The 24,883-nt window shown below is 34.5% G+C and carries 18 protein-coding genes; 15 read left to right on the top strand and 3 right to left on the bottom strand.

All coding sequences use genetic code 11. The features are described 5' to 3' along the window. The first annotated feature begins 285 nt into the window (after nt 1-285). The 9 genes from CHB72_RS16885 to CHB72_RS16850 all read left to right on the top strand — a co-directional run bounded on the left by CHB72_RS16885 (nt 286) and on the right by CHB72_RS16850 (nt 14,272). A complete protein-coding gene (locus CHB72_RS16885; protein WP_089284043.1) occupies nt 286-642 on the top strand; it encodes a hypothetical protein in 357 nt (118 codons plus the stop codon). Between the two features lie 274 nt (nt 643-916). After that, nucleotides 917-5,716: a M20/M25/M40 family metallo-hydrolase gene (locus CHB72_RS16880; RefSeq protein WP_089284042.1), complete on the top strand. Its 4,800-nt coding sequence runs from the start codon at nt 917-919 to the stop codon at nt 5,714-5,716. 204 nt (nt 5,717-5,920) lie between these two features. Next, nucleotides 5,921-7,300: a Na+/H+ antiporter NhaC family protein gene (locus CHB72_RS16875; protein ID WP_089284041.1), complete on the top strand. Its 1,380-nt coding sequence runs from the start codon at nt 5,921-5,923 to the stop codon at nt 7,298-7,300. Between the two features lie 409 nt (nt 7,301-7,709). Continuing rightward, entirely contained in the window at nt 7,710-9,443 is a 1,734-nt protein-coding gene (locus CHB72_RS16870; RefSeq protein ID WP_089284040.1) for a methyl-accepting chemotaxis protein, read from the top strand. Between the two features lie 320 nt (nt 9,444-9,763). After that, the gene (locus tag CHB72_RS16865; protein WP_242975169.1) at nt 9,764-10,684 is read left to right on the top strand and encodes a tetratricopeptide repeat protein; all 921 of its coding nucleotides are present in this window, start codon (nt 9,764-9,766) and stop codon (nt 10,682-10,684) included. A 265-nt stretch (nt 10,685-10,949) separates the two neighbouring features. Then, nucleotides 10,950-12,689: a MutS family DNA mismatch repair protein gene (locus CHB72_RS16860; protein WP_242975168.1), complete on the top strand. Its 1,740-nt coding sequence runs from the start codon at nt 10,950-10,952 to the stop codon at nt 12,687-12,689. A gap of 135 nt (nt 12,690-12,824) precedes the next feature. Further along, a complete protein-coding gene (locus CHB72_RS27830) occupies nt 12,825-12,953 on the top strand; it encodes a hypothetical protein (RefSeq protein WP_278277862.1) in 129 nt (42 codons plus the stop codon). Nucleotides 12,954-13,090: 137 nt separating this feature from the next. After that, entirely contained in the window at nt 13,091-13,573 is a 483-nt protein-coding gene (locus CHB72_RS16855; protein ID WP_176431430.1) for a ribonuclease H-like YkuK family protein, read from the top strand. 147 nt (nt 13,574-13,720) lie between these two features. Further along, the gene (locus tag CHB72_RS16850; RefSeq protein ID WP_089284038.1) at nt 13,721-14,272 is read left to right on the top strand and encodes a PTS sugar transporter subunit IIA; all 552 of its coding nucleotides are present in this window, start codon (nt 13,721-13,723) and stop codon (nt 14,270-14,272) included. A gap of 40 nt (nt 14,273-14,312) precedes the next feature. On the opposite strand, the gene CHB72_RS16845 is transcribed toward CHB72_RS16850, so the two are convergent. Beyond that, nucleotides 14,313-16,790 carry a CoA-disulfide reductase gene (locus tag CHB72_RS16845; RefSeq protein ID WP_089284037.1) on the bottom strand — a complete coding sequence of 826 codons (2,478 nt, stop codon included), beginning with the start codon at nt 16,788-16,790 and terminating at the stop codon, nt 14,313-14,315. A 159-nt stretch (nt 16,791-16,949) separates the two neighbouring features. Next, nucleotides 16,950-17,240 (bottom strand): ArsR/SmtB family transcription factor, encoded by a 291-nt coding sequence (locus tag CHB72_RS16840; protein ID WP_089284036.1) that lies wholly within the window; start codon nt 17,238-17,240, stop codon nt 16,950-16,952. 206 nt (nt 17,241-17,446) lie between these two features. Between CHB72_RS16840 and CHB72_RS16835 the strand changes: the two genes are divergently transcribed. The 6 genes from CHB72_RS16835 to CHB72_RS16815 all read left to right on the top strand — a co-directional run bounded on the left by CHB72_RS16835 (nt 17,447) and on the right by CHB72_RS16815 (nt 23,550). Continuing rightward, a complete protein-coding gene (locus tag CHB72_RS16835) occupies nt 17,447-17,971 on the top strand; it encodes a peptidylprolyl isomerase (RefSeq protein WP_089284035.1) in 525 nt (174 codons plus the stop codon). Between the two features lie 211 nt (nt 17,972-18,182). Beyond that, nucleotides 18,183-18,743, top strand: a complete 561-nt coding sequence (locus tag CHB72_RS16830; RefSeq protein WP_089284034.1) for a helix-turn-helix domain-containing protein — start codon at nt 18,183-18,185, stop codon at nt 18,741-18,743. A 525-nt stretch (nt 18,744-19,268) separates the two neighbouring features. Further along, nucleotides 19,269-19,394, top strand: a complete 126-nt coding sequence (locus CHB72_RS27825; protein WP_278277861.1) for a hypothetical protein — start codon at nt 19,269-19,271, stop codon at nt 19,392-19,394. Further along, complete coding sequence (locus CHB72_RS16825; protein ID WP_089284033.1) at nt 19,394-19,897, top strand: flavodoxin family protein; 504 nt, start codon at nt 19,394-19,396, stop codon at nt 19,895-19,897. The genes CHB72_RS27825 and CHB72_RS16825 overlap by 1 nt, the downstream gene beginning before the upstream one ends. A gap of 24 nt (nt 19,898-19,921) precedes the next feature. Next, nucleotides 19,922-20,866, top strand: a complete 945-nt coding sequence (locus CHB72_RS16820; protein ID WP_089284032.1) for a DMT family transporter — start codon at nt 19,922-19,924, stop codon at nt 20,864-20,866. A gap of 314 nt (nt 20,867-21,180) precedes the next feature. Then, nucleotides 21,181-23,550, top strand: coding sequence for a bifunctional diguanylate cyclase/phosphodiesterase (locus tag CHB72_RS16815; RefSeq protein ID WP_089284031.1), 2,370 nt, complete (start codon nt 21,181-21,183; stop codon nt 23,548-23,550). A gap of 67 nt (nt 23,551-23,617) precedes the next feature. Here the strand turns inward: CHB72_RS16815 and CHB72_RS16810 are convergent, their stop codons facing one another. Continuing rightward, a complete protein-coding gene (locus CHB72_RS16810) occupies nt 23,618-24,667 on the bottom strand; it encodes a DUF4236 domain-containing protein (RefSeq protein ID WP_089284030.1) in 1,050 nt (349 codons plus the stop codon). Between the last annotated feature and the right edge of the window lie 216 nt (nt 24,668-24,883).

The following is a 24,883-nucleotide window of genomic DNA, read 5'->3' as shown; positions in this document are numbered from 1 at the left end:
GAAACAAGCCAAGCAGAAGTATTTACCACTTTATTCTCATCTAGTTTGAATGATATACTTTTCATAGGTGAGATACCGCCTTTCGTAGGATTTTTGGGGGATAAAAAATACTTCTATGGGCGGGCTATTCTCACCTTTAGTTGTTTTTTGGTAATGCTACCATGGTAACTATTGGAAAGTGCTATGGTCTTGTTTGTACAAAATCTAGGTACTTAGATATGGACAAGCCTTAGAAGTACTTAGTGTAGTTGAATAAAGTTATAGTGAAATGAAAAGGAGCAAATTATGGGAGAAAAGATCATTGATTTTAGAAATCATGAAAAGCAGATAGAAAATGTACTGAAGAGCTTTTATGAAGCCCATTATATGGGAAACACATTGAAGCTGTATAGTTATTTGGATACGTTTTTTCAAAAATCTGTCCCCTTAAACTATTTTTTGATTCATTCTGACTATGACATTGAATTGGGGTTTCTCAAGGAAATAACAAGGATAGAAGTTGATAAGGAAAAAAATCAAGCAATGGCAGAAGTTATCATAAAACTGAGAAAAAAAGAAATAGAAATACAATTTTCTTTGAAGATGGATTATGGTGGATGGAAGCTAGAGGGTGAAATATTTCATATGTTAGGAGGAATGTAGTTTAATCACTTAAACTTATGCAAGTATATAGGGATAAACAAAGATATGGGTAACCAACTACAGAACTTAAGCAGATGACTGAAATCTATGATTTCATGTCAGTCGCTTATACAAGGTGAAATTTTGATATACTAAGGGCTACATTTGCGGCCCATGGTTTTGGGGGAAATCGTAGACTGCGTATATTAAAATTCAAGTATGGAGTTACATATCTATGTGTGATTACTATTGGTTTATCCTAATATAAAAGATTATATTTTAAAGGGGGAATTTTATGTTTAAGAAGCGATTAGCATTTATGATGGTTCTTATTATGGTTTTATCTATGCTGGTGCCTTCAGCATTTGCATTAGAACCATCACAGCTATTCAAAGGCAGTGACAGATATGTTGAAATTAACCAAGAAGGAGAAGAACTAAGGACTGCTAGCAATCCATTTGGGGCTATATATGCTTCAGAGGATAGAGATGAAGAAATGCTCTTTGAATCAACGTTTGCACCAATGGCAATGGAGGCATCTAATAAGCTTTTTATGTCTCAAGAAGCAGCGACCGTTGGAGAGAAGGCCTACGGACATGTTGTGTTCTTATCAAAGGATATTGGAGCAAGAGTGGCGGCCACCGTTTACGAGAAACAGGCTAGAGATTATATCGTTGAAATATTTGATGACATTGGTTATAGCAATAAAATACAAGACTTTACATATACAAGAGAAGGCAACCAATTTAACTCTGCCAATGTTATCGCAGTAAAATCTGGATCTTCTACAAAAGAAGTTATTGTAGGAGCTCATTATGATTCAGTAGCAAAAGGTGTAGGGGCAGATGACAATGCTTCTGGCATAGGAGTTATGCTGGAAGTAGCAGAAATGCTAAAAGACATAGATACTGAATATACGATTCGTTTTATAGCCTTTGGGGCTGAAGAAGTTGGATTAAGAGGTTCAAGATACTATGTTAGTCAAATGACTGAAGAAGAAATAGAAAATACTGTAGCGATGATTAACCTTGATAGCCTTGTGGCTGGAGACAAAATGTATGTCTATGGAGGTCTGGAAGAAGAAGGCTGGATTAGAGGTCAGGCATTGGCACTGGCAAACACACTTGGTTTAAATGTAGAAACAAACCCAGGTTTAAATCCAGATTATCCAGCGGGCACAACAGGGCCATTTAGTGACCATGTACCCTTCCAAGCGGCAGGTATTCATTGGGCATATTTTGAAGCAACCAATTGGGAAATCGGTGAACTAGATGGCTATACACAAACTGAAAAGCATGGAACCATATTCCATAATGAAAAAGATGATCTTGATTTTCTAATGACAGAATTTCCAGATAGAGTAGAGGAAAGACTCCATACTTTTACTACCTTACTTTATCGCTTACTATTGGGAATTAATCCTCCTGATTATATGGGAATTAATGCAAGTCAAAAACTTATTTCTCTAACAGAAGAGAGAGAAATAGAAGTAATTATTGACTTAGGGTATGTTCCAGACCTAGAGGATTTAGAATGGACCTTTGGAGGATTGGCATTTGAAGAATGGAAGTCCTATGATAATCAAACAGGAAGTTATTCAGGACCATCGTTTATTTCTTTTAGTGAGGAACCAAAGATAGAGTTAGGCCAAGTAAAAGCAACAATTCTATTTGAATTACCATATAGAAATGGCAATGACGCTTATGATGATTTAAGCTATAGGGTTTTCAGGATTTATATTGAAGATATGATAGGCGAATATAATCTCAGAGTAAGAGATGAATCTACAGAGACATCTGCTAAAACACATCTTAAACTCAATGTATACGACTGGTATCATAAATATGATGAAATCAAACCAGCCATTCAAGAAATAATCAATACGGCTAAAGAAGACAGATACTTAGAATACAAATCATTAGGTGAATCCTATGAAAATAGAGAAATACCTTTCGTAATTTTAGCAAAAAGCCAAAGTGACATAACAAAATATGAAAATGAAACTTTACCGATGATGTTGGAAAATCCAGCAGCACTAATCAGTAAAATAAACAATGGTACAGCTGGAGATCATAAACCAGCTATATGGTTCCACAATCTTCATCCAGATGAAACACCTGGTGTAGATGCTCAAATACAATTAATTCAAATGTTCGCTACAGAAGACACAGCTGAATTTAAAACCTTAGATGATAATGGAAATAAAGTGATAGTTACTTTAGATGTAGAGGAGGTTTTGGACAACTTTATCTTCTTATTTAATATAACTCAAAATCCTGATGGCAGATATTATACTACAAGAGGTACAGTTCCAGGATTTGACTTGAACCGTGATATGAGCTACCAAACCCAAGTAGAAACCAGAGCGGTTGTTGAAGAAATAGCCAAGTGGTCTCCTATGGTATTTAATGATTTTCATGGTTTTGTTGCTGAATTCTTAATTGAACCATGTACACCTCCTCATGATCCTAACTATGAATATGATTTATTAATGGATGGTATGATCGAACATGCTCATGCCATGGGTAGAGCGGGAATTAGCAACACAAAATATGAGGAATATATAATTCCTAGATTTGATTATGATGCTGGTTGGGATGATGCAACCGTAGTATATGGGGCAATGTATGCTATGATGCACGGAGCTATGGGACATACTATTGAGATGCCTGAGCTTAACCAAGATTCCCACGATGCAACTGTATATGCAGGTCTTGGTTCTATCAAACATGTATTGGAAAACAAGGATAAACTATTTAAAAATCAATTAGAAATCTATCGACGGGGTGTAGAAGGAATAGATAATAGAGCTGTTGACAAATGGTTTGTAAATGCTAATCGCCAATCAATAGGAAGACCAAGAGGGGATAACGCCAACTTCTTCCCAGAGTATTATGTAATTCCTATAGAAAATAATCTACAAAAGAACAGTTTAGCTGCCTATAAAATGGTAGAATATCTTTTGAGAAATGGAATTAAAGTTGAGAAAACAAAACAAGCTGTGACAGTAGGAGATATAACTTATCCAACTGGAACTTTTATTGTACCAATGCGTCAAGCAAAACGGGGATATGCCAATGCAGTACTATTTGATGGAGCAGACTTTTCTGATTGGTCAGAAATGTACGCTGAAACTACACAGCTTTTCCATGATTTAAGAGGATTTGATAGATATGAAGTAAGAGTTGATGGTGTATTTGCAGGTAAAACGGATAGAGTAACAGACGCAACTATACCTGCAACCACTGTAAGCGGGAATGCCACTAAATATATAATAAAAAATACCAATAACGATGTTATAAAAGCTGTAAACGAGTTACTAGCTAATAACAAAGAAGTGATCATCCTCAATGAAAATGTTGATCAATATAGAAAGGGAGATTTTGTAGTATCTAAAGCTGATTTAGAGAGTTTAAAGAATGAATATTACTTAGAAGCAGATGTATTACCTTATGGCAAGAATCCTGTTAAAGCAAAGCTTTTACAACAACCTAAGGTGGTAGGATATGGTGCAGAGATGATCTATGTACTAGACAATTTGCTTAGATTTAACCTTGTTGATTCCTATACTCAAGCAGGTGTAATCGTAGATACGATTGGTTATACCAATAATAGTGCTATAAAGGAAGCTGTATTATCGGGAACCTCATACATTGGAGTTGGTGGAACACCTTTACTAAGAATGCAACAAAGTGGGCTATTGACAGGTCTTGAAAGAGGCACAACAGCTAATAATGCTTATGAGGGTGCATTAAGAGCTGCTATAGATATAGACAATATTATCATGGGTAGATACAATGAAGAAGAAATCTTATATAACAAATCTGCCGCTTGGATTGCATCTGTTCCAGCAACCTCTACGGTGTTGGCAAGAATAGTTGATAGAGATGACTATTTCAAGGCAGGATGGTGGCCAGATAATCAAGGAGTAAGAGATAAAGCTTTTATCATTACTGACAACATAGGAGATTCAAAAATCACCTTATTTGCTAATCATATTCATAATAGAGCCCATCCACAACATCAGTTTAGAATGCTAGCAAACGCTATCTATGATGCAACTGCTAAAGAAGATATGATGCTAGATTTACCAGTAGCTCCTTCAAGTGGTGGAAGCAGCAGCAGTGGTGGTTCCTCAACTCCGAACAATAAAATCACCGCATCAAAAGGCGGTACTGTAACGATTAAAGGTGCAAGCGTAAAGGTACCAGCTAATGCTACATCAGGAGATATCACCATCACAGTAGAGATAGTTGGCAATACTTCCTCACTACCAATCAGTGGATTATTTAGATTGGTAAGTGATGTCTTTGAAATTGAAAAGAATATAGAAGGAAACTTTGATAAATCTGTTACCATTACATTACCTTTTGACAAGTCAAAGGTAGATCACAATAAATACACCTTCAGCATTTTCTGGTTTGATGAGGAAGCAGAGGAATGGATTGAATTAGACAATGTAAAGGTAGATTTAACAAAAGGCACCGTCAGTGGGGACGTTGATCACTTTACTAAGTTTGCTGTTTTTGCAGTAGAGAAGACAGTGGAAGAAGAAAAGATAGAAGAAGAAGTACCAGCGTTGAACTTTACTGATATCCAAGGACACTGGGCTGAAGAAAATATCAAAAAACTTGTAAACTTAGGAGCAATCACTGGATACAGTGATGGTACTTTCAAACCAAATAACAATATAACAAGAGCAGAATTTGCAACAGTAATAGTGAAGGCATTTGGACTAGAAGTAAGTAATGGAAGGGTATTTAGTGATACGCAAAACCATTGGGCAAAGGATTATATCGCTGCTGCAGCAGCTCATGGTATTGTATCAGGTTACAGCGATACTGCCTTCGGACCCAATGACTTAATTACAAGAGAGCAAATGGCAAGCATGATTGTTAAGGCAGCTAAGCTAGACATCAAAGAAGGTGTTACAACATTTGTTGACAGAGATAATATTTCCTTATGGGCATTAGGCGCTGTGAATACAGCATCTGAAAACAAGATCATTACTGGATATCAAGACAATACCTACAAACCAAAAGCCAATGCAACAAGGGCGGAAGCAGTAACTGTTATAGTAAAAGCTTTATATTAAATAATCGAAATCCCTCCTTATATTAGGAGGGATTTTCATTATTTCATCGAATACATAAGTGATTGACATTGATAGGTTATAGAAATACATGGGTCCGAAAAGCATAGCGGAGGACTACAAATGTAGCTCTTAGTATATTAAAATTTAGGGGCGTATGCCTATAAATGAAGCAATAAGCTAAATTATTATAATGAAGGTGGATCTATGAAAAATAATCATGTTACTAAAAAAGATGCTAATATTATCGCAATAGCTACTTTGGTTTTTATAGGAGGCTGTATTTTACTCAATGCCTCTTTATTTTGGAGTTTTTTATGTAGTGTTGTTTTTGCCTATTTACTATTGTTGAGAAGAGGGTTTTCGGCATATGCGTTAGGACAAATGATAACAGAAGGTTTAATAGAATGTAAGCCTTTCTTCTTATTAATTTTGTTAATTGGTGCAACCGTATCTATTTGGTTGTCTTCAGGGGTTGTACCAGCTATGATCTACTATGGATTTCAGTATATGCAGGAAATGAATTTTTTACTGGCAGCTTTTCTGATTACCTCCTTGATGGCAATATTTATAGGAACAGCAGTTGGTACAGTAAGTACGATAGGAATAGCACTGCTAGGGATAGGAAGAGGCTTTGGCATACCAGAAGGCATGCTGTTGGGGGCAATTGTCTCAGGTGCTTATTTAGCAGATAAAATTTCTCCTATTTCAGGACTCCTAAATTTGACCTTATCTACAACTCAAACCACTTATAAGGAGACCTTAAAGTCTATGGCAAAAACTCTTATACCCGTCTATCTTTTAACGGCAGCAATATATACTATGCTGGGGGAAGGGTATTCGGTATCAGCAGATGCAGGGACTTTAATGGATTATCAAACCGCTATATTACAAGGGTTTAATATATCGCCTCTACTGTTGTTATTGCCGTTAGGCGTATTGTGTCTGACGATAGCAGGAGTTAAGATTATTCCTACCATATCATTGGGATTGATTGGGGGAATAATCATTAGTATCGGTATGCAAAAAATGACTTTTAACCATGTAATAGGGGCAATGGTTTTTGGTTTTAGGGGAAATACTGCTTCCATTGAGTTAAATAAAATTCTTTATAGTGGTGGAATCGTAGCAATGATCGAGGTAGTTCTCATCGTAGCAGGGGCTATAGCACTAAGCAGTTTATTAGAAAGGTGCGGACTAATCAAGCTTGTTGTTAACAAGGTGATAGATCGTGTAAAATCTAAAAGACAATTGATTCTTAAAACGGGAATGATTAGTAGCATACTGACAGTAGCAACCTGTGATCAGGCAGTTGGCATTATTATTCCTGGAAGGCTATTACAAACAAAATACACTGAGGTTGGACTAGATAATAAAGCTTTAGCAAGAACCATTTCTGATACAGGAACCATCATTGCTCCTTTAATACCCTGGAATGTCAATGCACTAATCATCGGGATGATTTCAGGTATTGCAACGATAAACTATGCACCCTATGCTGTACTATGTTATATTTTTCCGTTGGCAACTCTGGCAATAGGTGGTGGTTTTGAATTTAAGAAACAAAGAAGAGTGGAAAAGGCTTAAAGGATAAGTATATTTATATCGATAGAGTATAAATTATTTCAATAGCTAGCTAAACTATAGTGGTTTTATACTATTTCCCCATACTTGTGAATTTTTCATGAGCATGGGGATTTTTTAAAGAAAATTAGTGTCTGATAATGAAAAGAAATACAGTTTAACTTTGTTTCTCTAAGAATGATATTTTGTAACTTGGGAGCTAAAAATAAATTGTCGAAATATAGAGGAAAATGTAGAATGAGATCGAATATTATAATTAACATGAAGGCAAATTTACTTCATATATTGAGAATATATACGACATAAAGTCTTTACTTATGATGGAATACGACAAAAGAAATTGTTTCAAATTCTAAAAAAGAGATAATATATAATAATAAGCATATAAAATTATTAAAAAGGGGGGCGTTCTATGAAAAGCATCAAAACTAAATTAATTTTATATTTTTGTTGTCTAATAGTTCTTATTGCAGTAGCTATTAGTTCTTTAGGGTATTATAGGGCTTCAGAAGGGATGAAAAATCTTGAAGAAAGGTTGCTAAACGAAAAGCTGGATGGGGATATAGGAGCTGCTAAGATGTATTTAGAAAATTATTTTGGAAATATTACATATCAAAATGGTGATTTATTAGATAAAGATGGAAAGAAAATAGAGGGTCGTTTTGAAATAGTAGATGCTATCATGGAGGATTTGGGGGATGTTGCAACTATATTTGTTAAAAATAATGATGACTTTTTAAGAGTTATCACCAATGTAATGACAGAGGATGGAAGTCGGGCTGTTGGTACATTTTTAGGAAAAGATAGTGCTGCATATTCTTCTGTAATAGATGGCAATAGATACGTTGGAGAAGCCGATATTTTAGGGAAGTCCTACATAACCGCCTATGATCCATTACTTGCTAAAAATGGAGATATAATAGGTATCCTATTTGTTGGAGTTAGTAAAGATGAAGCAGCTAAATTAATAAAAGATGCTTTAGCAAATATAAGAAATGTATTCATTGGAATTATGTTAGTTACAATATTGGTTGCAACAATTGTAACCTTTATCATTGGAAAAAAAATAACCGATCCTATTATTATTTCTGTAAATCATGCTAAGAAAATTGCAGATTTAGATATTTCACATAATATTCCTCAGAAAATTATCAATCAAGATGATGAAATAGGCAGTTTGGCAAGATCATTAGAGGACATTACGGAAAGTCTTAGAAAATTCATTGTTACCATTGCTGATGCATCTCAGCAGATGGCTTCTTCTTCTCAACAGCTTACTGCCACAAGTCAACAGACTAGTATAGCAGCGGAGGAAGTAGCAAGGACCATTGAAGAAATCGCCAAAGGAGCAAGTGATCAAGCTAGAGATACTGAACAAGGAGCAGGTAGAGTAGGAGAGATGGGAGAGCTTATAGAAAAAGAACTACACTACATAAAGGAACTAAATATATCTGCTGATGAGGTAACAAGATTAAAAGATGAAGGGTTTGAGGTATTAGAGGATTTAGTTGAAAAAACAGAAGTAAATGCTAAAGCCTCCGAGGAAATCGACAAAGCCATTATCAGCACCAACAATAGCGCAGAAAAAATAAATAGTGCCAGTCAAATGATTAAAAACATTGCTGAGCAAACTAATCTTTTAGCATTGAACGCAGCGATTGAGGCAGCAAGGGCTGGAGATGCAGGCAGGGGTTTTGCAGTTGTTGCGGAGGAAATACGTAAGCTAGCTGAACAGTCTAGTAGCTTTACTGAAGAAATTGCTCTTATCATTAAAGATTTGACAGGTAAAACAGAAAATGCAGTACAAAGAACGAAGGAAGTATCAAAGCTATCGGCATTACAAAGTGAAAGTGTTAGAATAACAAAAGAAAAGTTTCAGGGTATTGCAACATCTATTGAAAACACAAAAAAAGCTATTGAACTATTAAATATCTCTGGACAAGCTATGGATGAAAAGAAGGGTGAAATCATTGACATTATTCAAAGCTTATCGGCTATCGCCGAAGAAAATGCTGCAGGGACTCAGGAAGCATCTGCATCGGTGGAAGAGCAGGCGGCTACAATGGAGGAAGTAGCAGGTTCCAGTGAGATGCTGGCGAAATTAGCAGAGGAATTGCAGGAAAGCATTGCCAAGTTTAAATATTGATATCAAGCTCAAGGATGAACTAAATGCTAAAGTAGTAGAAAAAAATGATAGTGATTTTTAGAGACCTGCTGAATCTATAGCAGGTCCTATTTATTAAAAATTTTGTAAAGTTTTATTGAAAAAATCTAGGAAGGATAGATATAATATGAATATAGGGTATAAAATTAGTAGTAGTATAGGGTGAATATAGTGTATTATACCTATAGCAAATTTAGTTTGAATAATTATAATGAAAAATAAGTAAACTCATGGTAACTAAGAGATACTATTGATAGTAGATTATTTTACAATTAATGAGAGCGTAGGAAGGGATTATAGCTATGAAGGATAATCAGTATATGATGGACAATTATAAAATTATAGGCAACAAATTCAAAGAAGAAAATAGACTGGAAAAAGCTCTTCATTTTTATGATAAAGCCTATAGATGTAAAGGTGGGCATGAAGATATAGAGCTGCTACTAGACATGGGATTGTTATATGATGAATTAGGGGAGTACGATGCAGCTAAAGAAAAATATCAAGAGGTTTTAGATATTAATCCGGAGGAAGCTAGAGGGTACTATAGTTTAGCAATTGCATACGACAATGAAAAAAATTACATGATGGCAATTAAATATTATAAAAAAGCAATAGAATTAGATCCCTATTATGATAGAGCTTACTTTTTTTTAGCAAATGCCTATGATGAACTGGGACAAAAAAAGACGGCTATACAATATTATAAAAAAGTGATCGAGCTAGAGTCTGAAGATTTCTGGACATATGTGAATTTAGGATCGGTATATGAAGAAATAAATGAAAATGAATCAGCTCTTGAGATGATGAAAAGAGGTTTAGAGATAGATCCTGAAAATTTCAAGGCCCTTTTCAACATGGGAGTAATTATGAAGAAGTTAGGCAATATTGATGAAGCAGAGAATTATTATATCATATCTATACAACAAAATCCCCACTTCCCATACAGTTATTTTAACTTAGCTATTATTTATAAGGAGCAGGGACAGTATGAAAAGGGAATTCATGTTCTAAATGAAGCGATTCATTATAATAAAGATGTTGCTGTACTCTACTATAATAGAGCCTGCTTATATGCATTAATGGATATGTCAGAAAAAGCATTGAAGGACCTTATCAGTGCTACAGAAAAAGATCCTGAATTAGTCGAATATATGAGGGAAGATGAAGAGCTTAGCTCTTTGAGACAGCTTGAAGCCTATCAGTTAGTCTTTGAACAATAAATATTTCTTGTACTTGTATAATAATACTTTTATAATAAAACCATAGCCAATATGAGGAAAATATGGAATTAATGAGAAAAATAAGATAGTTAGAAGGGCTATGGATAGACAGCTTATCTATAGTCTTATTTTTTAATCAATGGAGAATATAAGGTGTGTCCAGTTTAAGATAGTTTGTGATTAATAGAAAGGATTGAGACTACTGGAAAATAGGGGAAATCTATATGAAAAGCGAAAATCAAGCTATCAAAGTCTATGTAGCAGATTGGAGAAGACAATAAATTCAATAGGAAATTGGAGACTAACGGCTGCCGTAGCTGGAATTGTTGTAGCTACATTTGCCTATAGAATAGAATTATATTATTTGTTTTGGAGTGCTCTCATCATTTTTTCAGCACTATTTATTTATTTAGTGATCGTGCACCATAGGGTTAGAAAGTTTTATAAGTATGTAGCAGCTATACTGAAAATCAATGACAACTCTATTAAAAGGTTAAAGGGGGAATGGGTAGACTTTCAAGATATAGGAGAAGAATTTCGAGATGAAGGGCACGAGTTTTCACAGGATCTTGACATTTTGGGGAGAGGCTCTCTTTTTCAATGGATTACTACTGCTAATACTAATTTTGGTAGAAAAAAACTTAAAGAGATTCTAACAAAACCTTGTCATAACTTCCATAAGCTATCTGAGAAACAAGAAGCAATGAATGAACTAGGAAATAAACGATGGTGGCGACAAAAATACCAAGCAGAAGCTATGCAAATAGTTGAAGAAATGAGAGATGAGCAGAAGTTATTAGCATATATGAACAGTGATAATAGGTTTTATGCTAGACGAGATATGATATTTATAATACGGATTCTGCCGATGATAACGATACTTACCTTTTTATTAGCTTTTGGAATTCGTGTTATTCCAAAAATTATTCCTGTGCTGGCAGTTTTGGTACATATTGTTCTACTTTTGCTGGGATTAAAAGAAAGAAATAAAGCGTTAAAAACTATATTTACCTATCAAAGGAACATTAAAGTTTATGGGAAAATGCTAGGACACTTTGAAAAAACTAATTTCACATCGAAATATTTAAGGAATTTGAAGGATGAAATTAAGAATCAAGAAAGACTTCTAGCATTTCAACAATTAAAGAAGTTGGAGAAGCTAGTAGATAGCATTTCAAATAGAGGTAATATGTTGTTTTTACCTATTAACATTATTCTCTTATGGGACTATCAATGTATGATAGCGTTGGAGAGATGGAAGCACCACTCCGGGCATTTGATAGAAAGATGGTTAAAAACGTTAGGAGAGATGGAGGCTCTATCCAGCCTAGCTATGATTAGCTTTGACTATCCCCATTGGGCTATACCTAAATTTACGTCGGAAGCATCAGTGTTAAGAGCTAGAGATTTAGGACACCCTTTATTAACAAACAAACAGGTTCATAATGATCTGATCATAGAGGAACCAAAAAGGATATTGTTAATTACAGGATCTAATATGTCTGGGAAAAGTACATTATTAAGAACAGCTGGAATTAATCTTGTACTGGCATATGCAGGAGCACCTGTTTGTGCCCAGCAATTTGAATGCTCCTTCATGAGATTATTCAGCTGCATGAGGGTTAGCGACAATCTTGAAAAAAGCATATCTTCCTTTTATGCTGAACTATTGCGAATTAAGGAAATCGTCAAAGCTGCAGAAGAGGACAGGCAAGTATTCTTTTTACTAGATGAAATATTTAAAGGAACCAACTCTCATGATCGGCATCTAGGAGCAAAAATGTTAATAAATAAACTTTGCAAACAAAATGCAATTGGACTAGTTTCAACCCATGATCTTGAGCTAGGAGAATTAGAAAAAGAGAGCAATGGGAAAGTAGTAAACTATCATTTTCAAGAATACTACAAGGAAGATGAAATATTTTTTGATTATAAATTAAGACGGGGTGTTTCTACAACTAGGAATGCTTTATACTTAATGAAAATGGCAGGAATTGAAAATTGATGAGCAAACTTTATTCCCACAAAAAAAAGAGACCTGCCTCTAGAACAATGAGTTCGACTGACAATAGCTTAGGGGTTTAGTGTAGGAAATATAAATTTCAAGGTTAACATAATATTTAAAGGAGTTAAATATTATATGGATATTCAAAACACTAAACTATGCATTGTCAATAATCTCCGGCAGGTTGTTTTAACTAAGTTTATTATAACAGTTACATCTAAGAAAACCATGAACAAATTAGAAAGAAAACTAAAGAAAATGTAAAGAAATTGTTAAGATGAGCATAACGAGGATTTAACAGAAAATTATAGAGAACTTAAAATAATTATTTGTGAATAACATAAAATAAGGATAGAGAATATAATAGCAAATAAACACAGAAATAGCCAGGAGGTGTTATGATGAAAAGTATTACCTATGGTGAGATAAGCTTTAACAAGGTCTGTGAAAAAATTAAGGAGTATACCGAGAAAGATTCTGAATTTGAATATGTTATTTCTGTTGGCACAGATTCTCAAAGTGTTGATGGTTATACAAAGGTGGTTTCTGTTATTGCCCTAGTTCGGAAGTCAAAAGGCGGAATATTCTTTTATGATATTAAAAAAGTAAAAAACATGAAAAGTCTAAAACAAAAAATTTTAAAAGAAACTCAATATAGCATTGAGTTAGCTTCAAAGGTAATGGACTATATACTAGAAAATGATATTAACGCTTCCTTGGAGGTACACGTTGATATTGGACATCAAGGGGAAACAAAGTATCTAATTAAAGAAATAGCAGGATGGGTAATGGCCTTGGGTTTCAAATGCTGTCTAAAACCAGATTCTTACACATCATCAGGAATTGCTGACAAGATAACGAAAAAAGGAAGCAAAGTTTGTTAAATGATAAAAATAGAAACCTCCCCCAAGGAAAAATTAATGATAAAAAAATAGTTTTTCCTCTACATTTGAACTTCACAAAAAGTATAATAATAGATTATAATTGAGATTGTGGGAGGTGTTTTTATTTCAGAATTTCTATTAAAGCTAATGAAAAGACTTAAGGGAATATTGGATATAGGAGAGGATGAAGAAATCGAGATAATTGATAGTAGAGAAATGATCGAGGATGAAAGTAATTACAGTGAGATTTTATTATCTCCTATGAAGGGAGAAGTCATTCCAATAGAGAAAATTCCGCATAAGGTTTTTAATGGAAAAATCCTGGGAGAAGGAGTAGCAATACTGCCTATAGATGGATGGGTGCTTTCTCCAGTCGAGGGTAGAATTATACATATTATGGACAGCAAGCATGCCATTGGGATAAAAAGTATAAATGGAGCAGATATCTTAATACATGTTGGTATTGAAACAGAGAAATTACAAGGTGAAGGATTTCAGATCTTTGTCCAAACTGGAGATGATGTAAAGCCAGGAGATAAATTGATCCAATTTGATTTAGAATATATAAAGAATAAAGCAAAATCTCCTATTATGCCAATGATTATTAGTAATAGTGATGTCTATCAATCTGTCATTACCATTAAATCAGGACAAGTAGATTATAGAGAACCTTTACTTGAATTGTTTGAACTAGATTAATAGATCCCCTGTGAAGCCTTTTCACAGGGGATCGTCTTGTTTAAATGAACAAATTCAAGTTGGCATCCTGTGTTTCACCTAAGTAGGTGGCAACACCACCAATCTCTACGCCATCAATAAGCTCTTCCGCTTTAATACCCATAATATCCATAGACATGGCACAAGCTACAATATTGACATCCATATCCATGGCATTTTTTATTAGGGTTTCAAGAGAATCTACATTTTTACGTTTCATCACGTGTTGAATCATTTTAGGACCCATTCCACCCATATTCATTTTAGATATTGGTAATTTCTTAGGACCCTTTGGCATCATCCAACCAAACATTTTCTCCAAGAAATCTTTTCTTACTTTAGGACTAGAATCCTTTCTAAGAATATTTAATCCCCAAAAGGTAAAGAACAAGGTTACTTTTTTTCCCATAGAAGCAGCACCAGAGGCTATAATGAAGGAAGCTAGAGCTTTATCTAAATCACCACTAAAGACAACCATGGTAGCGGCATCTTTGTTAGCATTTATGATGCTCTCTTGAGAGGAGGAGACAACATGCTTAGCTCCTAAAGTAGATCCTTTTTGAATCAAGGCCTTGCAGGTTTTACCATCCATTTGAGATTTGATTAGAGTATTACCAGTTTTTGAGCACCAAGAGGCTATATCCTTCATAAAGCCAGGATCAGTAGCTTTTACTTCTAATACTTCGCCAGATTGCATCTCTTCTAGGGCTTTATATACTTGTATGATAGGACCAGGACATTGTAGGCCGCAGGCATTAATATGAAGATCAGCTTTAATGTCTTCATTAGGATTACAGTGAATTTTGGCAACGCCCGAATCATCTACTTCTACCAGACAATTACCTCCACTGTTGGCAGCATAGATACTTTGATAGGTCTTATATCCTCCGTCTAGGTTTTTCACCTTATAACCCTCCTGCATTAAAATTCTAGCAGCGATATAACCACGAATACCTACCTGACAATAAACATAAATTGTCTTGTTTTTAGGAATTTCAGGTAACCTATTTCTCAATTCTCCTAGTGGAATATTGATGGAACCGTCGATATAACCTAAGTCTCTTTCGATTTCATCCCTTACATCAATCAATAATGCATCTGCTTGCAGAATATCTTTTATTTCATACCATTGAAAAGTATCTGTTAGACCTTCTAGTATATTAGCTGCTACGAAACCCAGCATGTTTACAGGATCCTTAGCGGAGGAGAAGGGTGGCGCATAAGACAATTCCAATTCCTTTAAGTCTACAGCGGTAAGATTACCTTTAATGGCAGTAGCAATAACATCAATACGTTTTTCTACTCCTTTATGACCAACCGCCTGAGCACCTAAAATTTTGCCGCTGTTAGATTCAAACAATAGCTTCATTGATATGGGAAAAGCACCAGGGTAATAGCCAGCATGGGAGCCTGGATGGAGGTGGATTGCTTGATAATTCACTCCAAGCTGTTTTAAAGTTCTTTCATTATTTCCCGTGGAAGCCACTGTCATATCAAATATCTTTGCCACAGCAGTTCCTAAAGTACCGGAATAAGTTTCTCTTTTCCCGATAATGTTGTTAGCTGCAATTCGTCCTTGTTTATTGGCAGGGCCAGCTAATGGGATCATGGCGGGGTTACCATTAATATAATCATTGATTTCAATGGCATCGCCAATGGCGTATATAGCTGGATCGGAGGTTTCTAGGTAAGGGTTAGTAAGTATACCACCTTTTTCTCCTAAAGCTAAACCTGCTTCCTTAGCCAACTGGTTTTCGGGCTTGACCCCAATAGCTAAAATAATTAAATCTATTGAAACTGCTTTGCCGCTTTGCAACAATACTTTTTTACCAGAATCCTCAAAGGCCTTTACTCCATCTTCAAGTATAAGCTGCACTCCCTTATCTCTCAAATGATTATGGAGAATAGCTGCCATTTCATAGTCAATGGGAGCCATAATTTGATTTGCCATCTCCACTAGTGTGACTTCAATGCCTCTATAATGTAGGTTTTCTGCCATTTCTATGCCAATAAAACCACCACCGATGACGATTGCAGCTTTAGGCTTCCTATTATCAACATAATCCTTAATTCTATCGGTATCGGGTATGCTTCTTAAGGTAAATAAGTTATCGGCTTCATTGATTCCCGGTATAGGTGGAAAGATAGGATTAGCCCCTGGTGAGAGAACAATATAGTCATAGGATTCTTGGTAAAGCTCTTCAGTTTTTAAGTTTTTTACAGTTACACTTTTATCCTCGCGATTGATTTTAGTAACTTCATTGAATACTCTAATATCTATGTTGAATTTTCTAGACATGTCCTCTGGAGTCTGAACCAGTAAGGCATCTCTTTCTTCGATAATACCCCCTATATAATAGGGAAGCCCGCAGTTAGCAAAGGATATATATTCTCCTCTTTCAAACAATACTATTTCTGCTTTTTCATCTAATCTTCTCAATCTTGCAGCAGTTGTAGCACCCCCTGCAACACCACCAACGATCAATATTTTTTTAGCCATTTTTCTTCCTCCTTAAAATAATAATATTCAATCCTAATTATTTATATTTTTAAATCTATATATAACGATATTGCGATTATCACGATACAAATATGACATCACATCAATATAATCGTTAATTAATCTTAATTTTAATGCATGAAGCCATTATATTTGCAGTCATTGATCAAACAGTATTTTTATAATCTTTTCGACTTTTTCATTTGCTACCCGATAGGTAATCTCTAATCCATTTCTATCACCTACAATAATACCTGCCCCCTTTAACTTAGCAAGATGTTGTGATATGGTGGATTGGGGGATATCCAGGCAATCTTGTATTTTAGTTACATTACAACCGCCTGTATCTAACAAACCCCGTATAATACATAATCGGATTGGATGCCCAAGGGCTTTTAATATTTCAGCATATGCTTCAAATAGTTTGGGGTTATTGCTATAGGACTCCACGAAAACACCTCCTAAATATCTATATATTATAATATTACGATATCGTGGTTTTGATGTCAATGTTTTAATTATTTTTTTAAAATGATAATAATATTATTCTATCCATAATGAATTATTTCTTCTGAATGAAAAACTAGAAATAGTGTAAATACTATAGTAATATGGATAAAGAGGTAAATATCACCATAAAAAATGTAGAAAGGAAGATGTTTGTGAAGAATCCAATCATAACGATTACAATGGAGGATGGAGGCCAAATGAAGGCAGAGCTTTATCCTGATATCGCTCCTAACACAGTAAATAATTTTATTTCTTTAATAAAGAAGGGATTTTATAATGGAGTAATTTTTCATCGTGTAATTCCTGGTTTTATGATTCAAGGTGGAGATCCGCAAGGGACAGGAGTCGGCGGTCCAGGATATTCTATTGAAGGGGAATTTTCCTCCAATGGCTTTAAAAATGATTTGAAGCATACAAAGGGTGTGCTTTCTATGGCTAGGTCAATGGATCCAGACTCAGCTGGCTCTCAATTCTTTGTTATGGTGGCTAATTCTCCCCATTTAGATGGACAATATGCTGCCTTTGGTAAAGTAATCGAGGGAATAGAAACAGCGGATAAGATTGTAGCAGTGAAAAGAGATCATAGAGACAAGCCCCTTGATGATCAACGTATAGAAGAAGTGACCGTTGAAACCTTCGACACAGAATATCCAGAACCTAAAATTGTATAAATGATATAACGATACACCCTCTAAAGCAAACTGTTATAGAGGGTGTTTTAAAATATTTTTCATAACTTTCGGTTGTCCACTTATGCTCATCTACTTTCGGGAATAGTTAAAAAAGTCAAACTTGTGGTTCATAACTATAAATGGTAAGATAATAATTGAAGTATTTGTTTATTTTTATTGCTGTGAATACAATTGATTATATGTGGAAGGAATGATGAACTTGTTAGGGAAAAGTATTAGAGAAATAAGACATAAAAAGGGAATGACTCTAAATCAACTAGCTTCTAAGATTGATGTCACCGCCAGTTATATTTCACAGGTGGAAAGAGATATAATAGAACCCTCCTTATCGTCCTTGAGGAAGATAGCAGTTGCATTAGGGGTACCCTTATTTACCTTCTTACATGATGATACAATAGATCCTGTGGTAGTGAGAGTATCTGAAAGAAAGAAATTGGCTTTACCAGAGAGCAGCATTGTATATGAGTTTGTGACACCTATGGTTGCTGATAAAAAAGTGATGCCTAAGATGGAAATTATATATTTTACTCTAGCACCTAAATCATGGACAAGCGATGAAAATATTAACCATGAAGCAGATGAATGTATTTTTGTAATTGAAGGAGAATTAGAGATATATCTTGAGGAGAAGAAGTATTGTCTTAGCGCTGGAGATAGTGTATATATAAAGGAGAACATAGGGCATAGATTTTATAATCCAACAGATAAGGTTGTAACTGGTATTACTAATATCACACCTGCTATTTATTAATAGTTTATCCTTCGGTGTAGTGCTTGATCTCCCGCTTCTTCTAGATAAACAAACTAAGCGACTAACACAAAATCAAAGATTTTGGTTATCTGCTTATAGATAAACAAACTAAGCGACCAACACGAAAGTTAGAAACCAAACTTTCGGTTGTCTACTTAAAGCGGGAGATCAAGCACTACATCCTCGAAGTAAATTCGGCTACAATTCAGAGGGAGTAAAAACTCCCTCTGAATTAAGTCTCATTTTATAAATCTTTGTGGCTCTTGTAGGATATTATTATACAGGAGTCATAATTTTTTTGTATATTTGTATATTTGTATAAAAGTAAGTAATAGAAATAAGATTTAGATAAGGACTGAGAATTAGCCTTTATCATTTTGGCAATAATGCTATAATAAAAGAAATTTTGTCAATATATAGGGAAGAAAAAACATTGATTTCTTTACATTATACAGGTAGAATCCATAGTATAGACAAATATAGTCAGTAAATTCATTTCAGCAAGCTGAAACATCGGAGAAAATGATGAATTTGAAATCAAAAGAAATAAAGGTACATACAGTATCACTTATGGAAAGTGCTAGAGTGAAGGGAAGATTAACCTATTCATCTTTATATTCTAGCATATTAAAGGGAGGAGTTATTGAATAATGGAGAAATCAAGCAAGAATAAAAAGTTAGTGATTTACTACTCATTTGAAGGAAATACAAAGCTTATAGCAGAAACTATTGCTAGTGATATCGAAGCTGACTTATTGGAATTGAAACCTCAAAAAGAACTGAATTCAAAGGGCTTCATGAAATACCTTTGGGGTGGTAGTCAGGTTATGATGAAAAAGAAACCTGATTTACATCCCTTAGATAAAAACCCACAAGACTATGACATAATATTTATCGGAACACCGGTATGGGCTTGGACCTTTGCTCCTCCTTTAAAAACATTTTTTAGCACCGTAAGGTTTAATAACAAAAAGGTTGCACTCTTTAGCTGTAATGGAGGACAAAATGGTAAAACCTTTGAAAATATGAAGGCAGAATTAGAACACAATGATATCATTGGTGAGATAGAATTTTTTGAACCATTGGTTAAAGAGAGGGAAAAAGATATCCATAGAGTTAAGGAATGGACAAAAGATATTTTGAAAAACTTATAAATCAATATGAGGATGTGACAACAATTGGAACAAGAGAGCCGATACTTACCTATAGCAGCAGGAATACTAGTAGCAATAATATTTGGTTTTTCATTTTTATTCACTAAAGAAGCCCTTGATGTTTTCACACCATTTCATTTATTAGGGCTTAGATTTGGATTTGCCATGATACTGTTAGTAATACTACAGGTTATAGGTATAATCAATGTGAATTTTAGAGGGAAAAGATTGCAGGTATTACTTTTCTTATCATTATTTCAACCAGTGTTATACTTTGTATGTGAAACGCTTGGTGTGAATATGACCTCTGCATCAGAAGCAGGAATGATGATTGCGCTAATTCCTGTCGTTGTTACAATATTGGCAATGATTTTTTTAGATGAAAAGCCTGGAAAAATGCAGATGGCATCTATTGTTTTATCGGTTATAGGTGTGATTTTTATTATTTTTATGACGGGCAATATTAGTTTAAATGAAAACTTTTTAGGGATGTTTATTCTATTAGGTGCTGTTTTTTCAGCTGGAGTATTTAATATATTATCTAGAAAATCGTCCTTCTACTTTAAACCAGTAGAGATTACCTATGTGATGATGTGGGTTGGTGTCGTTATTTTTAATGCCATAGCGGTTAGTCAACATCTTTATGAAGGAAACTTAATGAGTTACTTTGAACCTTTGAAAAATACAAAAGCTCTTATTTCTATTATATATTTAGGCGGGGTATCCTCAGTTGGTGCATTTTTTATGATGAATTATATGCTATCAAAGCTGGAGGCCTCAAAATCAGCAGTTTTTATCAACCTCATAACGGTTATATCTATTATAGCTGGTGTTATTTTTAGGAATGAACCATTTTATTGGTTTCATGGTGTCGGTGCTTTGATGATTTTATTAGGGGTTTGGGGAACCAACTACTTTGTTAAACAGGAAAAGCCTTACGAAATACGATATCTTGTGGTAAAACGATAAAATTCAATAATTCATTATGATAACGACTAGGAGTACCTGGTCGTTTTTAATTTTGGTGTAGATAGGACTACTCTCCTATCTTCTAAAATATTTGTAGTAATTATATGCTGAATTTCTTTTAAAGCGGTTTAACGATTGAAAAATGGATATTAAATAAATAAGTTTGATCATCGTGGAAAGGAACAGGAAGAAAGAAAAAGAAGGAATATTACGGAAAAATGTCGAAAAACAATTGTAATAGATAGAATAATTGTGGAGAAGTGGAGAATGCTAATTTATTCAATGATCTTATGGATTAGGGCAGGTGAAATAGAATGGCTATGATGAAGTTCAAAAGTATTCGATTTAAAACCTTAGCTATAACCATTATGGGAGTTATTCTTCTGACTATTTTATTTACCTCTATGTACAGTCTTTTTACTAAGGATGTGGTTTTAGATGTTTTGGAAGAAAGTAATTATAAACATGTAGAGAGTTATGCTGACATTATTGGAAATTGGCTTCAAGAGAGAGTCAATGAGATTGAGCTTTATGCCAGTAGTGCAGTAGTAAGAAACATGGAATGGAGTAAGATTCAGTCTTATTTGCAAATGGAAATGGCGAAGAAAAGCGATACTTATAGTATTTTATTTGTCGCAAATACAGATGGAGATTACCATACCAATATAAAAACAGATGCAGGAAACTTAAGTCACAGGGATTATTTCCCAAGAGTAATGGCAGGGGAAAATGTCTTATCCAATCCTTTAATTTCTTTATCCACTGGCAGCAAAATAGTTGTTGTGGCTGTCCCAATAAAAAGCCTTGATGGAGAAGTCATAGGTTTAATGGGGGGAGCTATCGACTTAGTTAAAATGTACAGATTTGTTGAAGGGTTTGAATCCGAAGATCTTAACTCATATTCCTATATTGCTGATAAAACAGGTCTAATTATTACGCATCCTAATAGAGACCTTATTATGAGAGAAAATATAACTATTCTATCAGAAGATGTAAATACAGAACTAGTAGAAGCATCAAAGAAAATCTTATCAGAAGAAAAGGGACGAGTTCTTTATACCTATAATGATATAGAAAGTGATGCTTATTTTCATGTTATACCTCATACTGATGGGTGGAGAATTATATCGAAGATACCTACCTATTATGTAAAGGAACCTATGACAAGGATATATGTGTTATTAGGGCTTACTGGTATACTGGTAGTCCTGCTAGGGGTAATAGGCAGTTTAATCTTTACTGATCAAAATACTAAGCCTATTATTGAACTAAAAGAAGTATTTGATAAAGCAGCAAAGGGGGATTTAACTATAAGAGCTGCAATGAACTATAATGATGAAATAGGTGAGGCTGGCAAAAGCTTTAACATCATGATGGATAAGATCAGCTCCTTAACTTATTATGATCCTATAACTGAACTGCCAAACAGAAACTATTTTGCAGAGGAGCTGGAGGTAGAGCTTGCCCATAGACAATCGGATGAAAAAAAACTAAGTGTTGTTTTATTAACCTTATCGAAATTTAAAAGCGTCAATGATATGTATGGCTTTGGAGTCGGTGATAAAGTATTAAAGACAGCAGGAGAAAGAATAAAGGAAGTAACTGGACAAAGTAATAAAGTGGCTCGAATGTCAGGAGACGAATTTATTATTCTTTTTTACGAGATGGGTGCCGAAAACGAAATCATCAAAAAGACAGAGGAAGTACTAGAGGAAATGAATAAACCCTTTGTTATACAGGAGCATACCATACATATTTATGGTACAGCTGGTATTGTATTTTATCCTGAGGATGGTAAAAATGTAGATACACTATTAAAGAATGTTAGTATTGCAAAATTGCAGGCAAAGGAAAAGGGTTCAAATCAATACCAGATTTATAACGAAAATATGAATCAAAAACTTTCAGAGGAATTGATGATGGAAAGGGCTCTATATGAGGCTTTAGAAAATCAAGAATTTCTATTGGAATACCAACCCTTTATTGATATGAAAACCAATAAAATTGTGGAAGCAGAGGCTTTAATTCGATGGAGCCATCCCCAAAAGGGTATTATTCCTCCTGGACTGTTTATTCCCTTAGCAGAAAAAACTGGTTTAATTGTTTCCATTGGTAATTGGGTATTGAGGGAGGCTTGCAAACAAAACAAACTTTGGCAAACAAAAGAATATAAACCAATAATCATGTCAGTAAATATTTCCGTACTTCAATTTGAAAGGGAGGATTTCGTCAATACAGTAGAAAGTATTTTACTAGAAACAGGTTTAGACCCCCAATATTTAGCATTGGAGATTACTGAAGGCATAGCAATGAAAAATGTTGAAGAAAATATTGATAAGCTTCAAAGCCTTAAGAAAATTGGTGTAAAAATATCTATTGACGACTTTGGAACAGGTTTTTCCTCTTTAAATTACTTTACAAGATTTCCAATAGATAGCCTTAAGATTGATCGGTCCTTTATTCAAAGTATCGAACATAGTCAAGAGGCAAGAGCTATCGTATCTATGATTATTTCTATGGGTAGATCTTTAGGAATAGAAAACATTGCGGAAGGGATAGAAACAGAAGGACAATTAAACATTATTAGAAAAGAAAATTGCCATAAAGCCCAAGGTTATTTTTTCAGTAAACCAACGAATCCTGGAGCCTTTCAAATATTATTAGCGGATGATAAAGAATTCTAAAAAGCACAACTATTCTAGAGAGCGGCTGTGCTTTTCAAAATTATTATGTTTTGTATAAGCTGTATTCTTATATTTCTTCGATGAGATGGTTAATATCCTTTTCAGAGGAAATAGCTTCTATGATTGCGGCAATATTCTTATAGTTGACATTAGTACCATATACCCTTTGGAATCTTTGTTGAGCCAGACTTGTTTTGCCTAACCTAGCGTAAGCAACCCCCATGTAATAATGACAGTCAATATAAGGTTCTTCCATTCTTCTTTTTCTTCCTATTGCATTTTTGAAAGCCTCAATAGATATTTCATATTGCTTTTTCCCCATAAAACAAAGACCTTTAAAGAAATTTTTCCATAAAGGGAAATCAATATCTTGGATTTTTTCTTCGGGTAAAGTTTCGATAAGCCTTAAGGCAAAATCAAAATCTTCTTGTTCAATAGCCAGAGCTATAGCGTTAGCCTTTGGCGACCAATAATCTAATGGAGAAAGCATAGCAGGATCTACTTGATTAAAATATTCCTGATAAACTTCATAGGCTTGGTTCACTTCATCTAATTCTAATAAACATTCTGCTTTAGCTAGATATAAATCAAGCTGTGCTTTAGGATGGGTAAAAATTTTATCTATAGCATGAATACATTGGTCATATTTTCGCATTTTATAAAAATTAACAGCATCTCTATAGCTTTTAGCGGCGAAATCTGTCTTTTTTCTCCAGATGCCTTTACCATAAATACAGAGTATACCTATTAGCATAAAGATTAAGTTCTTAAAGCTGGCAAATACAAAAGCAATTCCAATAAAGCCTAAGATACCTTGAAGGTGATATTTGTCACTTTGCAGTTCCTTTGGTACTTCCTGGGGTAAATAGGCGCTGTAAGCACTTTTACTTTGCACCTGAATGCGTGGTTTTTCCTTAGAACGTTTACCTTTACCTAAGAAATTTTCTTTAACATAAGAGATACCTGTACCAGGAATAGATGCTGTTGTACGAACACCTTTTGGCCCTACTCCTACTTTAAAGCCTTTAATACCACCACTAAGACCAACGCCATTTTTGCTTATATTCATTCGTACACCTTTTCCAAGCTTGATGCTTTTTCTAAACCTTAATCCCATAGCTTACCTCCTCATTGGTTATAAGACAATTACTCAGTTGCTATTTCTTAAGTTATGCTCATATAGATATAAACATATACACTGTTATACTTAAAAGCTAATCATAGGCGTTAACTTAAGCTAATTATTTCCAAAAATCCTCTCAAATTATCATCCTGAGCATAGCGAAGGATCTTGTTTGTCCTTAAATCAAATTGTAGAAAGGTTACTAAATGA

It is taken from the genome of Anaerovirgula multivorans (assembly GCF_900188145.1).
In the GTDB taxonomy this organism is placed as follows: domain Bacteria; phylum Bacillota; class Clostridia; order Peptostreptococcales; family Natronincolaceae; genus Anaerovirgula; species Anaerovirgula multivorans.
The sequence above is the reverse complement of the archived record's forward strand: the minus strand, read 5'-3'. Positions and strand labels throughout refer to the sequence as shown.

What these genes read in the sequence shown, in the direction of transcription:
- CHB72_RS16885 (WP_089284043.1), top strand. Translation starts at nt 286, where the DNA reads ATGGGAGAAAAGATCATTGATTTTAGAAATCATGAAAAGCAGATAGAA.
- CHB72_RS16880 (WP_089284042.1), top strand. Translation starts at nt 917, where the DNA reads ATGTTTAAGAAGCGATTAGCATTTATGATGGTTCTTATTATGGTTTTA.
- CHB72_RS16875 (WP_089284041.1), top strand. Translation starts at nt 5,921, where the DNA reads ATGAAAAATAATCATGTTACTAAAAAAGATGCTAATATTATCGCAATA.
- CHB72_RS16870 (WP_089284040.1), top strand. Translation starts at nt 7,710, where the DNA reads ATGAAAAGCATCAAAACTAAATTAATTTTATATTTTTGTTGTCTAATA.
- CHB72_RS16865 (WP_242975169.1), top strand. Translation starts at nt 9,764, where the DNA reads ATGAAGGATAATCAGTATATGATGGACAATTATAAAATTATAGGCAAC.
- CHB72_RS27830 (WP_278277862.1), top strand. Translation starts at nt 12,825, where the DNA reads ATGGATATTCAAAACACTAAACTATGCATTGTCAATAATCTCCGGCAG.
- CHB72_RS16855 (WP_176431430.1), top strand. Translation starts at nt 13,091, where the DNA reads ATGAAAAGTATTACCTATGGTGAGATAAGCTTTAACAAGGTCTGTGAA.
- CHB72_RS16850 (WP_089284038.1), top strand. Translation starts at nt 13,721, where the DNA reads ATGAAAAGACTTAAGGGAATATTGGATATAGGAGAGGATGAAGAAATC.
- CHB72_RS16845 (WP_089284037.1), bottom strand. Translation starts at nt 16,790, where the DNA reads ATGGCTAAAAAAATATTGATCGTTGGTGGTGTTGCAGGGGGTGCTACA.
- CHB72_RS16835 (WP_089284035.1), top strand. Translation starts at nt 17,447, where the DNA reads ATGTTTGTGAAGAATCCAATCATAACGATTACAATGGAGGATGGAGGC.
- CHB72_RS16830 (WP_089284034.1), top strand. Translation starts at nt 18,183, where the DNA reads ATGATGAACTTGTTAGGGAAAAGTATTAGAGAAATAAGACATAAAAAG.
- CHB72_RS27825 (WP_278277861.1), top strand. Translation starts at nt 19,269, where the DNA reads ATGAATTTGAAATCAAAAGAAATAAAGGTACATACAGTATCACTTATG.
- CHB72_RS16825 (WP_089284033.1), top strand. Translation starts at nt 19,394, where the DNA reads ATGGAGAAATCAAGCAAGAATAAAAAGTTAGTGATTTACTACTCATTT.
- CHB72_RS16815 (WP_089284031.1), top strand. Translation starts at nt 21,181, where the DNA reads ATGGCTATGATGAAGTTCAAAAGTATTCGATTTAAAACCTTAGCTATA.
- CHB72_RS16810 (WP_089284030.1), bottom strand. Translation starts at nt 24,667, where the DNA reads ATGGGATTAAGGTTTAGAAAAAGCATCAAGCTTGGAAAAGGTGTACGA.